The sequence below is a fragment of the Solibacillus faecavium genome (assembly GCF_014836905.1).
Lineage (GTDB): Bacteria > Bacillota > Bacilli > Bacillales_A > Planococcaceae > Solibacillus > Solibacillus faecavium.
Genome location: NZ_JACSPZ010000010.1, coordinates 23,729 through 39,157 on the forward strand (window position 1 = coordinate 23,729; position 15,429 = coordinate 39,157).

General features: G+C 36.7%; 15 protein-coding genes. 2 read left to right on the forward strand and 13 right to left on the reverse strand.

Annotated features, from left to right (window positions below):
* Positions 1-32: 32 nt before the first annotated feature.
* From H9635_RS16260 to H9635_RS16270, 3 genes are all read right to left on the reverse strand, one after another.
* Positions 33-905 carry a M15 family metallopeptidase gene (locus H9635_RS16260; RefSeq protein ID WP_191701359.1) on the reverse strand — a complete coding sequence of 291 codons (873 nt, stop codon included), beginning with the start codon at positions 903-905 and terminating at the stop codon, positions 33-35.
* A 25-nt stretch (positions 906-930) separates the two neighbouring features.
* The gene (locus tag H9635_RS16265; protein WP_191701360.1) at positions 931-1,185 is read right to left on the reverse strand and encodes a hypothetical protein; all 255 of its coding nucleotides are present in this window, start codon (positions 1,183-1,185) and stop codon (positions 931-933) included.
* A gap of 285 nt (positions 1,186-1,470) precedes the next feature.
* Positions 1,471-2,265 carry a helix-turn-helix transcriptional regulator gene (locus H9635_RS16270; protein WP_191701361.1) on the reverse strand — a complete coding sequence of 265 codons (795 nt, stop codon included), beginning with the start codon at positions 2,263-2,265 and terminating at the stop codon, positions 1,471-1,473.
* Positions 2,266-2,807: 542 nt separating this feature from the next.
* Between H9635_RS16270 and H9635_RS16275 the strand changes: the two genes are divergently transcribed.
* Entirely contained in the window at positions 2,808-3,458 is a 651-nt protein-coding gene (locus H9635_RS16275; RefSeq protein WP_191701362.1) for a LytTR family DNA-binding domain-containing protein, read from the forward strand.
* Between the two features lie 341 nt (positions 3,459-3,799).
* Positions 3,800-5,320, forward strand: a complete 1,521-nt coding sequence (locus H9635_RS16280) for a succinate CoA transferase (RefSeq protein WP_191701363.1) — start codon at positions 3,800-3,802, stop codon at positions 5,318-5,320.
* A gap of 82 nt (positions 5,321-5,402) precedes the next feature.
* Here H9635_RS16280 and H9635_RS16285 read toward each other — a convergent pair whose 3' ends face one another.
* The 10 genes from H9635_RS16285 to H9635_RS16330 all read right to left on the reverse strand — a co-directional run bounded on the left by H9635_RS16285 (position 5,403) and on the right by H9635_RS16330 (position 15,331).
* A complete protein-coding gene (locus H9635_RS16285; protein WP_191701364.1) occupies positions 5,403-5,807 on the reverse strand; it encodes a 3-oxoacyl-ACP reductase in 405 nt (134 codons plus the stop codon).
* Between the two features lie 339 nt (positions 5,808-6,146).
* Positions 6,147-6,428 (reverse strand): GNAT family N-acetyltransferase, encoded by a 282-nt coding sequence (locus H9635_RS16290; protein WP_191701365.1) that lies wholly within the window; start codon positions 6,426-6,428, stop codon positions 6,147-6,149.
* A 93-nt stretch (positions 6,429-6,521) separates the two neighbouring features.
* On the reverse strand, positions 6,522-7,442 hold the full coding sequence (locus H9635_RS16295) for a DUF1002 domain-containing protein (protein ID WP_191701366.1): 921 nt from the start codon (positions 7,440-7,442) through the stop codon (positions 6,522-6,524).
* Between the two features lie 147 nt (positions 7,443-7,589).
* On the reverse strand, positions 7,590-8,453 hold the full coding sequence (locus tag H9635_RS16300; protein ID WP_191701367.1) for a CvfB family protein: 864 nt from the start codon (positions 8,451-8,453) through the stop codon (positions 7,590-7,592).
* 30 nt (positions 8,454-8,483) lie between these two features.
* Positions 8,484-8,903: a transcriptional regulator MntR gene (mntR, locus tag H9635_RS16305; protein WP_191701368.1), complete on the reverse strand. Its 420-nt coding sequence runs from the start codon at positions 8,901-8,903 to the stop codon at positions 8,484-8,486.
* A gap of 197 nt (positions 8,904-9,100) precedes the next feature.
* The gene (locus H9635_RS16310) at positions 9,101-9,382 is read right to left on the reverse strand and encodes a late competence development ComFB family protein (RefSeq protein ID WP_191701369.1); all 282 of its coding nucleotides are present in this window, start codon (positions 9,380-9,382) and stop codon (positions 9,101-9,103) included.
* 114 nt (positions 9,383-9,496) lie between these two features.
* Positions 9,497-11,614, reverse strand: coding sequence for a heavy metal translocating P-type ATPase (locus tag H9635_RS16315; protein WP_191701370.1), 2,118 nt, complete (start codon positions 11,612-11,614; stop codon positions 9,497-9,499).
* Between the two features lie 5 nt (positions 11,615-11,619).
* Entirely contained in the window at positions 11,620-11,961 is a 342-nt protein-coding gene (locus H9635_RS16320; protein WP_318245224.1) for an ArsR/SmtB family transcription factor, read from the reverse strand.
* 119 nt (positions 11,962-12,080) lie between these two features.
* Positions 12,081-14,492, reverse strand: coding sequence for a penicillin acylase family protein (locus tag H9635_RS16325; protein ID WP_191701371.1), 2,412 nt, complete (start codon positions 14,490-14,492; stop codon positions 12,081-12,083).
* A gap of 80 nt (positions 14,493-14,572) precedes the next feature.
* On the reverse strand, positions 14,573-15,331 hold the full coding sequence (locus tag H9635_RS16330) for an exodeoxyribonuclease III (RefSeq protein WP_191701372.1): 759 nt from the start codon (positions 15,329-15,331) through the stop codon (positions 14,573-14,575).
* Between the last annotated feature and the right edge of the window lie 98 nt (positions 15,332-15,429).

Sequence of the window (15,429 nt, forward strand, 5' to 3'; positions counted from 1 at the left end):
GGATGCGCTTATGAACAGCACATCCCATTTTTTTAATTTATTCCTAAATATTCTTCTAATGTAACTCCTGCTTCATAAACCTTTGTTGCCAAATCTCCTTCTAAATAACGGAAATGCCATGATTCATGCATGAAACCGGTAACCTGCTCCTTACCTTTAGGGTAGCGTAATATAAAGCCGTATTTATGAGAGTTTTGAGCTAACCATTGCCCCGCTTTTGTATCACCGAAAGCATTCGTCAACCACAGATCCTCTTTACCTTTCTCGCCAATATCAAAGGCTAAGCCTGTTTGGTGTTCGGAATAACCTGGTCTCGCACTGTATCGATCGGCAGCATCTTTCCCATCTCTTTTCACATACCGATCATATAATGACTTTTGATACTCATAAGAACGGAAGCCACTAAATGCTACTAGCTCCATCCCTTCTCCCTTGGCAGCTTCAGCCATTTTTTCAAATGCTGCACGTGCTTTGGAATCCTCGCCTTTATTATATGAGGCCGGTAGAGGTATTTTTTTATTTACTATTAAAACACCTTTTATAAACGTAGGATCTGTTGCAGGTTTTTGTCCTACAATATAGCCATTTTCTAGTATTGCTTCTTCTTTAGTATCTGCAGACGGTGTTTTTGGATTTTCCTCAACCGGTTTTTCGTTTTTCGTACCTGGCACAGTTGGAGGTTTTTCCTCCTGTAGTTTTGTTTCGGAATTATTCCCTTCCATTGGAGAAGGAGTAGATGATTTATCTGACTCCGCTGTTTCCTCCTCCATTGGGATGACCGGTTGCTCCGGTGTCTGAGCACTATTATATTTATAATAAACGGAGCCCAGAATCGCGATTAATAAAATGATGGAAATGGAAAAAATCAAAGCGATGGGACTCTTTCTTTTTGCTTTGTAGTTCATTAAAGTTCGCCTTCTTCTTTTATTGTTATCCGCTGACAATGACTAATAATACAACTATCGATAAAACTGCAAACAATGCAGACATATTGCGCATCCATTTTGCTTCTTTTACATGACCTTTTTCTTTAAATGTCCTTGAACGGAAAAAATTTGTGAATGTAAACATAATCGTCATTGATAAAATCGCTGCTTCCATATTTTGTTTTACGATAAAATACAATGCTGATAAACTTGCTCCTGCAACTAATACAAGCGATACTGCTTTTTCATACTTTTTCATCATTATCTCCCTTAAACTATGATTGCAAAATTCCCTATTCGATTAAGGCAACCTATCTTTTAACCTCTAGTTAGTATAAAACTAGTTTGAATGAGAATCAATTTTGAAAATCTTAATTAATCGCTTCATTATTAGCAAAAGAAAAACTCTACATGTAAAACGATAATCCATGCAGAGTTTTCGAATATTTTTCTTTTTTTTCTGAAACTTCTCATTAAAAGTTTTTAGATAAAAATGCAATTATTGATTATGTTGATTAGTATTTAATGTTGTAGATTTAAAACATCATACATTTTCATAAACGACTTCTGACATTTCAAAACGGAAAAACTCATGATGCAACTCATCACGGAAATGCTTCGGTGTCACACCTGTATATTTTTTAAATATTCTTGTGAAGTAACTTTGATTACAAAAGTGGAACTGCTCGGAAATTGATGTAATGCTCTTATTCGTATGACGTAAATAGTATTGAGATTCTTCTACTCTACGGACATTTAAATATTCCACCAATGTTATACCTACATGCTCACGGAATATTCGTGATAAATGACTCGTACTTATATGGAAGTTTGCTGCAATGCTTTCAACTGTCAAATCATTTTCAAGCTCATCATTTATGTACATAATCACTTTGTTTACTGTCTGATGACGGAATGTTGGCTGTTTACGATCAGCAATAAAGTATACATAAAATTCTACTAAATCATCTGCAAATTGCAGAAACTCGGCGTCTTTCATTTTGTTTTCAACCATATCCGCACATGCTAAGTTGAAGGCAAATGCTTTTTTAGATGGAACCTGGTTGTCTAACAGCTTACGTGCCACAATTGATGACAAAGTAACAAAATATGAACGGACAACTTTTATCACTTGTTTGCCAAAGCGTGCAGATAGGATGTCTATTATTTCATGTAATGTCTTTTTCGCCTTTGTTGCCTCTAGATGATAAATCTCAAAAATTAATCGAGATTCCAATACAAAAAAATCTTCAATACCTGCATATTGATTAATATTGTCAATCTCCTGAAAATAGCGCTTTGAAATTGTTTCCGAAATCGAATACTGATGTAGTTGCATAAATTACCCCATCTTTCTTCAGAATAGACATTCTGTTTCTAAACTTTTAAAGACAACTTTAATCTGTGATTTTGTCCTTACATTGCAGATAAAGATGCCTACCGCTCCATCCAATCTGCCAAATTTCCTATAATAAATTACAAAATATTATGTAAAGTAATTATTTTTTTGCTGTTTGAGTTCCATTAACTATAATATATTTCGTATATATTTGTGCATTTATTAGTAACTATAGTGAATATTAACATATTCTAACTTTTCCTTTCAACCTAATTTTAACAAATACTATAGTTCAAAATGATTATGATACTTCCCTTTTTTAGAAATAGTCTCCGTAAATAATTTTATATTACTAGAAAATCAAACCTTTTTTATATTATTACTGGAATACTTTCCACCAATAAAATCTTCTAACAAAATTCACTTTACTTTTATCCAAAAATTAATTATTTATAAAATAAATCTTCTTAACCTTAATCTCTTTTAATATGTAGCAAAATAGTTCATAATTGTATAAAATGCTTATGAAGAGGTGTTATAAAGTGGAGCCAAAACAAATAGAAGAAATTATGGAAGTCATTAAAGAATTTTTCCCTGAAAATACTTCCATTGCTATTTCAGATACGAATGAGTATATTTACTATCAACCAAGCAAAAAAGTAGATTTAAAAATTAAGCCGGGTGACCCTATTAAAGAAGGATCAGCAGCTTACAAAGCATTAACGTATGGACAGAAGATTAACTCTTACATTGAGTCGGATGTATTCGGGGTTCCTTATTACGGAATGAGTATTCCCCTCATTGAAGAAGGCGAAACAAAAGGTGCCATCACGGCCATTTTCCCTCAAAAGCCCTCACCGTTTTTAACAAATTATATTACAGTGAAAATCGATGATTGCTGGTACCCAATCAAACATAACCAAGTTATCTATTTGGAGACTCAATTACGTAAAACTTTTGTTAAAACAATGCACCGTGAAGGTTACCACCGTTTGAACCTTAGTGACCTGGAATTATTCTTGGCACCAGATTCATTTATTCGATGCCACCGTTCATATATTGTGAACATCGATTATATTGAAGAAATCCAACCGGATTCACATTCTACTTTCTTATTAATTATGAAAGACGGCACACGCATTCCTGTTAGCCAACGCTATGCGAGCTACTTCCGCCGTTCTTTAGGTTTCTAAATGGAACTTTCTAAGCGACTTGTTATAAACAGGTCGCTTTTATCTTTTTACCACTTATTACTTTCTCCTTTTCAACCATTTTTTCATCTAAATTGTAAAAATCTGCTCATTTTTAGTTCCGGTAAAATCATAGTAAAACCGAATTTATCTACTCTACGCAATAAAGTTCTCGATTAATCATTTTTTAAGCGCTTTTATGTTATGTGTGAAGTTAATGTGACAATTTGGTGATATTATTAACGTAAATGCCAGTTTAGTACCTGGTAAAAAAAACAGAAAATTCTAATATTATTTTCTGATTAATCAAACGATTAAAAAACTTTTTAGGGGAGGATTTTTAAATGGATCCACGAGTTGAGAAACGTTTAGGTTTAAAAGGGTTAGCAGATAAAATCGTAACAGCTGAACAAGCAGCTGCTTTAATTGAAGACGGTACAGTAGTAGGGATGTCCGGATTCACACGTGCAGGGGATGCTAAAGTAGTACCAATGGCTTTAGTTGAGCGCGCTAAAAATGAAAAAATTAAAATTGATGTATATACAGGGGCTTCATTAGGTCCTGAAGTTGATAACCATTTAGCTGCTGCTGGTGTTATTAACAAACGCGGTCCTTTCCAAGGGGATGCGGTAATGCGCGGTATGATTAACAAAGACCAAATTTCTTATGTAGACGCTCACCTATCTCACAATGCTGAGTTAGTGCGCCAAGGAGTTATCGGTCCAATTAAACACTTAATTTTAGAAGCTGTAGCAATTACAGAAGATGGACTAATTATCCCATCAAACTCTGTAGGTAACTCTCCAATTTTTGCTGAGTATGCTGAGAACATCATTATCGAATTAAACATTTCTCATCCAGAAGCATTAATCGGTATTCACGATATTTACGTTCCTGGTGAACAAGGTAAGCGTGATGCTATTCCAATGACAAATGCTGAGCAACGTATTGGTGAAATTGGTATTCGTGTAGACTTAGATAAAATCCAAGCAATCGTTATTTCTGAAGAGCCAGATGCGCCTTCATTAATCGTACCTCCAGATGAAGAAACACAAAATATGGCAAACATTTTATTAGACTTCTTCCGTTCAGAAATCAAAGCGGGTCGTTTAACAAATGAATTAATGCCATTACAATCTGGTGTAGGTTCTGTAGCAAACGCAGTTTTAGACGGTTTTGCTGATTCTGAATTCGAAAACTTAGTAGTTGCTTCTGAAGTACTACAAGATGCAGTATTCAACTTAATTGATGCTGGTAAAGTACGCTTTGCTGCTGCAACTTCTATTACACTTACTGAAGAATTACAGAAAAAAGTTTACGGCAACTTAGAAAAGTATGCTGACAAAATTTGCTTACGTCCACAAGAAATTTCTAACCACCCAGAGCTTATCCGTCGTTTGGGCTTAATCTCAATCAACACTGCTCTTGAGTTAGATATTTATGGTAACGTAAACTCTACACACGTTTCAGGTACTAAAATGATGAACGGTATCGGTGGTTCTGGTGACTTCGCACGTAACGCTCGTCTTGGTATCTTCGTAACGAAATCATACGCAAAAGGCGGCGCGATTTCTTCAATCGTACCAATGGTTTCTCACGTAGACCACACTGAACACGATGTAGATGTAATCGTAACGGAACAAGGTATCGCTGATTTACGCGGACTAGCTCCAAAAGAGCGTGTTAAGTTAATCATCGAAAACTGTGCACACCCTGATTTCAAAGAGCAATTATGGGATTACTACAACCGTGCTTTTGAAGCTACAGGCGGCGCGCAAACTCCTCACATTTTAGAGGAAGCTCTTTCTTGGCACGTAAACCTTGCTAAAAACAAAACAATGAAAAAAGAAGTAACTAAAGCGTAATTTATACACAACATACAGGGTTTGTCCGAAAGTCTTTTGACTTATCGGACAAACCCTTTTTTTGTTGAATATTATTTTTGATTTATTTTGAACGTTTATCCTGCTCATCATTGTAATAATCCGTTGTTGTTTGAGCACCTTCTTCTACCATTTGGTTACCTTCTAAAGTATGATCGGCAACATCTCCCGCTGTCATTGCAACCTCTTCCAGCGTTTCTTCTTCATAAGCATCTTTGCCGACAGAGGCAGACTTAGCAATATTTGTATTTAAATCTTTCGTAACCGGAGAGTGAGCAGCATCGTTACCAGTTACTTTTTCTTGTGCTTTCTGCATTAAACCTTGCACGCCACCACTTTCATCTACTTTACCTTTTGCTTTATTTAAATAATCCATTGCTTTATCACGGTTTTCCTTCTTACTTAAGAAAGAAGCTGCTCCAGCTATCAATCCCGCCATTACAACGCCTTTACCTTTTAATTTAGCCATAATATTACCTCCAGTATCATTTGATTTTGATTTTGATTTCCATTCATATAATCTAATATACCCTGTGAATTTCTTTTAAAACCTTAACTATTTAGGATTAGAAAATCCAAAAAACGGATAATAATAATTAACTAAAGAAAAAAGGGGTGTTGGCTATGATTCAAAAAAAGGAAATTACATATAAAGGAACTGAGATGCTCACTCTTCTTGGCGTCTCTGGAGTCATTACTTTTATAATTTCACTTTTTGTAGGATTTTAATCGAAATTAATTTCACTTAAATATGTATAAAGAAAAACACGATTCCCTATCGTAATAGGAATTCGTGTTTTTGTATTTTTTATACTTTTACATCGTCATATGAGTCACTATTATCAAATGAAGATACGACATATGAGCAAAGGGCTTTCATCTTAAAGTTATTTTCTCGGGCATAGTTTGCCGCTTCATCCAAAAGTTTTTTAGCTACACCTTGACCGCGCAATTCATTTGATACATACGTATGATCCATAACCATGACTCCATCGCGTAGCACCCAAGTAATCTCTGCTAGACGCTCTCCGTTCACTTCATATTCAAAAGCTCCATTGTTATTTCCATTGTCTTTGTACGTAAATTCCATTTTTCACCCTCCTTTATTATTCACAATAATATATCATAGTTTGAATTTTCATGAAAAATAAAAGCACCCAATGATGAGTGCTTTTAAATACTACTATTCTTTTTTAAACCAAGTTGATATCGTATCAATTAGATTAGTGAAGAAGTTTTTGACACCTTGCCAGAAACCTTCATCTTCTAAAATGCCACCGAAAGTTTCATCAAATTTTGCCGTTAAATCTGAAAGCTGTGAAGATAGTTTACTAAAATCGATATTTAAATTACTAATGCGATCCATTAAATCTACTAATAATTGACGGTCTTTCTCGCTTAAGTTAATTTGTAGCTTAGCCAATTGTTCTTCAACAATTTGTTGAACTTCCTCTTTATTAGCCGGCTTGTTCTCAGCAATCGCTTTTTTGATTTGTGTTAGTAGCTCTGCTACCTGTTCATCTGTAACACCTGCCGACTCGGCAATTGAAGTGGCAACTGATAATTCGTCATTGGCAACATCTGTACGTTCAATATCCAATGTTTCACCTGTTTTTACTTCATACGCTTTATAAATGCCCACTAATGCAGAGTGACCTGTTACCGGTTTTGGAGCCGCAATTTCCACAATCGCGTCTTCAATACCTGCAGTTAACATTGCATTTGCATACATTTCTGATGTCACTTGTGTAATATTAGCTGGAGTGACAATGCTAATTGTCAGTCCTTTCCCTGCATCTTGACGCGTAATTTTAGCAGATGAAAACATGCGGGAACTAGGGTTACTGTCTTTTATATATTTGGCTAAATCTTGGCCAGAAATAGTAATTTCATCAACTTCTGTTTCTTGGGAGACACGTAATGCAGTTTTTACAATCTCCTTTTCACTATCGGATAAATTTGATCCATAAACTACGATTGGTACCCCTAGCTTTTCATTGATTGGATTTTTTTGCTCTGTTGCTGCTGCAGACACACTCAATGGTAATACTACCGAGATTAATAGTGCAAACGTCGCAACTAATGCAATCCATTTTTGTTTCATTATTAAATCCCCCTTTTTAAATGTATATTCCCATTTTCACTTAATCTTGTCCTAATTTCATATACATTCTCTATTAATACGTATAAAAAAAGTAAAAGGTTGCAAATTTTAATTCACCTTTTACTTTTCAATGTACTTTACTCTATTTTAATCTCTGGCGATTTCCGTCCAGCCATCTTTTTGTGTAATTTTACGAGCCTTCATTAATGTACCAAGCGCACGCTTAAATGAACCTTTACTCATATTGAACATTTCCGTAATTTCTTCCGGCGTTGACTTGTCACCGAATGGCATTTTACCACCGACACTTTCTAAATACGCGAAGATTTTTTCTGCATCTTCTCCTAAACGTTCATGTTTTCGAGGTAAAAATGACCCGTTTAGTGAACCATCTTCCTTCACATCAATGATGCGTACCTGTACATCTTGTCCTAAGCGAGGTTCAGCTTTCATTTCTGACTCATGAACGAAAATACGATATGGTTTTTCTACACCTAGCAAAAATGACCCTACTGGTAATAGACGATATGGGCGAGCTGTAATGTTTTTATTGAACAGTTCTGCTTCAGCACCTTCATACATGTCATTTACCTTTTCTTCAGTAACGAGACGTCCGAACAAATCACCATTGCGATCTGTACGCAATGTCATATATAAATGGTCCCCTGACTCCGGCCATACTTCGGAAATAGCTGGTAAATCTTCTGCACGGACTAAAACTTCTCGAGATGTGCCAATATCACAAAAGGCACCTTCTTTTGTAACTTTTAAAACTCGTGCCCAACCATAATCGGCTTCTGTAATATGTGGAATGGCTGTTGTCGCTTGAAGGTCCCCACGTCGATCCGTATATAGGAAAACTTTTACTAAATCCCCAATCGCTAATGTTTCTATAACATCCGATGCATTTAATGGGATTTCTAAATCACCATTCGTTAATACATATCGTGATCCTTGTTCCTCTAATACAGTTAATTCCACTACTTGTCCTGATTTAATTAATTGATTCATTCAATACATTCTCCTTTTTCTCGTCAATCATTACATATTATGATTTGATTTCATTTCTTCTAGCTTCCTTGTCATGTCGGGCTCTTCTTCTAAAAGCTGTACTAAATCAGCTATACGGTCAATCGAATTCCAACTTAAATGATGTTCAATACCTTCAACATCTTCATAAATATGTTCTTCATTTACCCCAATTAAACGCAAAAATTGTTCCAGCAATTCATGACGCTGAACTAGTCGCTTTCCTAATTTTTGCCCTTTTGGCGTCAATGTTAAGCCTCTATATTTCTCATACAGTAAATATCCATCTTTATCTAATTTCTGCACCATTTTTGTAACGGAGGAAGGTAGAACAGATAAAGCTTCTGCGATATCGGACACACGAGCATACCCTTTATTTTCGATCAATAAATAAATTTGTTCAATGTGGTCCTCCATGCTAGGTGTTGGCATAACTGTTCCCTCTCTTTCAATTGCTCCTTTAAGTTTACTACAATTTCATGCAAAAAGTTAACTGAAAACAGTGAACGTTAAAAAAGGGATATTCAAATTAGTTTGTCCCTAATTGAATACCCTTTTATTTCAAATCTATGTTAAAGCTTGCCATACAGCTACATGATTTATACATATGAATAATTATCCCCAAGGAATTATGAATGACTTGGATATTGTTTAACAAGATGAAGTGCACGGATAATTTGCTTGTTAATTTCTTCAATGCTTTCTGGTGTGTTCATTTGGTTGAATGCTGCATCTCTTGATTCTTCTGAAGCGACATATCGAGCAGGTAAAGAATTCAATGCTATAGCAGCGACATCCATTTCACACTGTTTACAGTGACAAAATGTCTGGTATTGAACGCCATGCAGCAAAAAACTTACAAGTCCCATTACAATCTCTTCTGTAACATTTACTAATTTTATATTGGACATTTTAATATTTCGACCTTTCGCCTCATTTCATTAATATTCACTTAATAATATAACTTTCGTTAAAATAACTCAAGAACTCCGTCGTTTGATACCTATTTATAGTGTTTGTCTAGTCTACTTTACTTTCAGTAATCGCAATGCATTTAAAATGACTAGCAATGTTGCACCCATATCGGCAAAAATTGCAATCCATAAAGTTAACCATCCCGGTATAATCAATAAAAGCGCAATAAGCTTTAACCCGAGTGCAAAAGCAATGTTTTGTTTAATTATTTTCATTGCTTTTTTACTCAGCTTCATCGTATACGGTAGCTTTGTAAGGTCATCAGCCATAAAAACAATTTGAGCTGTTTCAAGCGCTGCGTCTGTTCCTGCTCCCCCCATCGCAATACCAATGTTAGCCGAAGCTAAAGCAGGAGCGTCATTTACCCCATCTCCAACCATTGCGACTGAGTGATATTGCTGTTGCAAGTCTTTCATAGCCTGTAACTTGGACTGCGGTAAAAGGTTTGCCCTTACGTCATTGATATGGAGCTGCTCTGCAATTTTTTTTGCAGTTAAAGATTCATCGCCTGTCAACATTACAGTGTGCTGGATGTCATTTTCGTGAAGCGCTGCAATCACTTCTTTACTTTCCGGTCGAAGCTGATCAGCTATCGATAGTATCCCTAAAACACGCTCCTCATTTGCAGCTACGATTACCGAATGACCGCTCGATGCATGCTGTTGAACTCTTTGTAATAAGGACTCAGGAATAGTTACAATCGATTGAATCCATTTTACACTTCCTACATAAATTACTTCACCATTCACTGATGCATAAGCACCTTTTCCTGTTACTGACTGAAAATCTACAGCATTTGGAATAAGTATCTTTTTATCAAATGCTTTTGCTAAAACCGCTCGAGCTAAAGGATGCTGTGACATCTTCTCAACAGCGGCAATTTTTGCGAGTAATATATCCGCATTATCAGTATTCCCTTCTATTTCAATTGCCACTACTTCCGGTTGCCCTTTTGTTAAAGTTCCCGTTTTATCGAACGCAACTGCTTTAATGCGGGCTAATTCCTCTAAATAAACCCCACCTTTAATTAATACGCCGTTGCGAGCTGCATTACCAATTGCTGTAACGATTGCAACTGGTGTGGAAATCACAAGCGCACAAGGACATCCTACAACCAAGACTGCCAAACCTTGATAGACCCAATGTAGCCAATCCCCCGTTATAATGCTTGGCACAATCGCTACTAATAAAGCGACAACTATAATTGCTGGCGTATAATATTTTGCAAAGCGGTCAACAAACTTTTGTGATGGCGCTTTTTCAGCCTGTGCTTCTTCAACTAAATGAATAATCTTAGCAATTGTTGTATCCTCTACCCGCTTTGTCACTTTAACCTCTAAAGCACCAGCTTCATTTAATGTTCCTGCAAATACCGGATCCCCCATTTGTTTTGCAACGGGAAGTGGTTCACCTGTAATGGCTGCTTGATTAACGGTTGAAATACCAGTAATGACGACACCATCCATGGCAATTTTCTGTCCCGGTCTAACAATTAAAATATCACCAACTTGAATCATCTCAGTCGGGACTACCTTTTCATCATTGTGACCATCCTGCACTCGCTTAATAGTGGCTGTATCAGGTGCCAAATCGATTAGCTGGGAAATGGATTGACGAGCTTTATTCATCGAATACGCTTCCAAAGCTTCACTTACCGCAAATAGAAAAATGACAATTGCAGCCTCTTGCCATTCACCTATGATGGCAGCTCCGATTATCGCAATTGTTATTAATGTTTTCATATCAAATTCCAAATGGATTAAATTCTTTATCCCTGTTATGAAAGTGGAGTATCCACCTACAACAATTGCGACCGCATAAAGGCTATTTACGATTATATGCCCTTCATGAAGCACGAAACTGCAAATGACTCCTATTAATACAAACAGCAATGCAAATGCTGCAAGTTTATTTTCTTTACGTTTATAAAATGGGATCGCTTCAACCATTAATCGCTCATTCGCCCGGGAAACTTTAATACCATCAAAAGCCCCAGCAGCTTCTAGTTGATCAAGTGTCGCTGTACCGGTTACCGTTAACTTCGCTGCACCGAAATTTAAAAGTACATCTTCAACTGTGTCAATTTCCCTTACATTTCGTTCGAATTTTGCAGCACAGTTTGCACAAGATAAATTTTCCAAGCGATATTGTTCTGTTTTTTGCCCCATGTGATTCACTCCTTTGAATGTTCATAAGCAATCATGACAATTTGATGCACATGGTCATCTGCTAACGAATAGTAAACTAATTTTCCTTCACGTGTCGATTTTGCCAAACCATGTTCTCTTAAATAACGTAAGTGGTGGGATGCCGTTGCCATACTCGTACCGATGATTGCTGCTACATCACAAACACATAACCGTTCTTCAATTGTCAGCGCAAATGTAATTTTCAAGCGTGTTTCGTCTGCAAGTGCCTTTAAAAATTTCGCTACGTTGGAAAGCTGGGGCATTTGCTCTCTTACAGCTTCCACTGCCTGTTCATTCACTTTTGTTATATCACAAGTATCCTTCACTTTTACACCTCATTCAAATATCTGTTTGAATGTATTATAGCTTATGTACTTTTTACATTCAAATGATTGTTTGAATGTAAAAAACCTCCCTTTATCTAAAAGGAAGGTTTTTTCATTCTTTATTCAGCTTTCAATATTAACTCGTATTTCGTGTTAATAGTGCCATCGATATTAGTTTTATGGTAACGACCGTATACCCAATTCGATATTTGATTGTCATACCATTTTGACTTCATATGTCCACTTTGACCTGGACCGACAATATGATGTGCTGTAGACAAATTATTTAAATCGGCCACAAAGCGCCAAGATGCACCATGTTTTACATTTCCGTTTCCGTCTTCTGAAGCAGCTTGAACCGTTACACTCGATCCGCCTACCGCTAATCTTTCAGGGTTAACGTAATCTGCTAAAAAGTCAGACGCACTTGCCAATGGGTGGTTGAAAGTTAACTTATTGTAACTTCCCCACTTCCATTTTGAAACCGCTGTACCAAATTTACCTTCGATTTTCGTTACGGCATCTTCAAACGCAGTATAAACGAATTGATCTAAACCGCCCTCTTCAGTAATCCAAACACCTGGATTGCCGGCATATGCATCACGAAGCATTTGGTCGGTAATTTGGGATTTCCCTGGCATTAATTTGAAGACATCTTCCGGCATGGCATCTTTGAATAAGGCATTTTCCATATTTTCAATTAGGAAATGATACACAAGCGGTGCACCCTGATCTTTATCATCATAGTACTCCCACTCTTCTAACAATGTAATAACCCTTTTATATTTGCCTTCTGTATCCTGTGCTTTAATCGTTTCTAGTAGACTCGGTAAAAACTCTACGGCATGCAAATTTTTCTTATCCATTTGCATCCCTTTCATTTCCGCAGCCGTCAGCTTTAATAATTCCCCTGTCTCGTCGTTATAAACAGGCGTTTCAATCATTTCCACAATACGTTCATAACGATATGGTTGTGCCCAAAGGTTGGAAATATGATATGGGTATTCTTCACCTACTATTTGATTGTTAGCTGTTGCAATATAACCTTCTTCAGGATTAATGACAGTCGGTAACTCATCGAATGGAATATAGCTTTCCCAACCGTATTCAGAAGAATTCCCCGGTACTGGTAATGCACCTGTACCTTGTTTACGTATCGGTACTAAACCGTTTGCTTTATAGGCAATCGTACCGTCTGTTGAAGCAAACACAAAGTTTTGTGCGGGTGCTTTGAAGTCTTCTAACGCAACTTCAAACTCCTCCCAATTTGTTGCTTTATTAAAGCCTAATACTGCTTTTAATTCCTGTGTGGATTGAAGCGCTGTCCACTGCATTGAAAACTGCTCTTTAACTTCTGTTTCTTTTAGCATTATGTTTGAAATGATTGGACCATGACGTGTTTCCACCACTTCGAAGTCAATCGTTTTACCATCTTTTACTTTAATAGGTTCTTCTCGAACTGTTGCATCTTCCCATTTACCGTCATATTCAAATTGATATGGATTTTCCGGATTTGGCGTTTCGATATATAAATCTTGGACATCAGGATTTACATTTGTAACACCCCAGGCAATCTGTTCGTTATGCCCTAAAATAATGCCTGGAATCCCGGCGAATATAACACCGCTGACATTTTGTTCAGGTGACTGCAAGTGCATTTGATACCATACAGATGGTGTACTTAAACCTAAATGCGGGTCATCCGCAAGTAGCGGTTTCCCTGATTTCGTAAACTTCCCGCCAATTACCCAGTTGTTACTTCCGTTAAATTCATTAGGTAAATAATCTGTTGTAAAGGCAGTTGTAATATCTGTCTCTATATTTAAATTTGCCTCAATAATTGATTTTGCATTTTCCGGGTATTCTACAAATAATTCTTTAGCCTGCTCTTCTGTATAATTTTGTAATGCCCATGAACGGAATGCTTGTTGATTCCAGTTTCCGCCAAGGTCATATGCCATATATTTCCCAATTACCAATGAATCGATTGGTGTCCAAGCTTCTGGTGTATAACCAAGCAGCTTAAATTCATAGGAAAGCTTGCTGCTTCCTTTTACTTCATCAATAAAGGCATTTACACCTTCTGCATACCATTCTAAAATTTGCTTAGATTCCGCATCATAACCATCCCATGAATTCTCCGCTGCATGACGCAAGCTGAATGTACGGAAAAATTTATCGGTATTAACTGCAGACGCACCTACCACTTCTGCTAAAGTACCGCTTGCCTGACGACGAGCTAAATCCATTTGGAACAATCGATCCTGCGCTTGGACATAGCCTTGGGCGCGATAAAGGTCGGCATCTGACTTCGCCACAATATGCGGAACCCCTACACCATCTCTTGTAACTTCCACATCTTCATCTAAAATCGTAACAATATTCTCACCTTCAATTAAAGGCTTCGAATTAGATACGTATAAATGCAACCCAGCAACTGCTGAACCGCCAAGAACAATCAAAATCCCAATTGTCCAAATGACAATGTTAACAATTTTGCGCCCTTTTGCCTTTGTAGCCTGTTGTGCCATTAAATCCACCTCTTTATCTTGTTTTTTGCAAAGTGCGATTTGTTCCTTACAAAAAATAGTTTTCTATAATTCTCTTTATCTTACACTGTTTTTAATTTTAATACGATAGGGCAATGATCGCTACCTAAAACTTGTGAATGTATGGACGCTTCTTCAATTTGTTCAACGAGACGGTTCGAAACAATAAAGTAATCAATTCGCCATCCAATATTTCGCTCACGCACTTTTGCCATATAGCTCCACCACGTATAATGGTCCGTTTCATTCGGGTGGAAATGGCGGAATGTATCTGTAAATCCACTATTAAGTAAGTCGGTCATTTTTCCACGTTCTTCATATGTAAATCCGGAATTGCCAATATTGGATTTAACGTTTTTTATATCAAGCTCGCCGTGTGCAACATTTAAATCCCCACAATAAATGACGGGCTTTTTTGAATCAAGTTCCCTTAAATAATCCGCCATACGGTCTTCCCAAAGGAGGCGTTCTATTAAACGTGTTAAATCCCGTTTTGCGTTCGGTGTATACGTATTTACTAAATAAAAATTCTCGTATTCTAATGTAATAATGCGCCCCTCATCAGGTGCAATTTCATTTTCAATACCGTAAAATACCGCTAATGGTTTATGTTTCGTAAATACCGCTGTACCTGCATATCCTTTTTTTACTGCTGAATGCCAATACTGATAATACCCTTTGAGTTGAAGGTCAATTTGTCCTTCCTGGCATTTAGTTTCTTGAAGACAGAAAAAGTCAGCTTCCATTTCATGAAAATAATCTAAAAAGCCTTTATTTACACATGCACGTATACCATTGACATTCCACGAAATAAATTTCATCTTTTGCGCTCCTTCTGTGTTATATTCTGATTTATAATAGCTGCAAATTCAGCCAATATGATTAGTATGGTGGAGCCTTATCCACAAAAAGATAACCC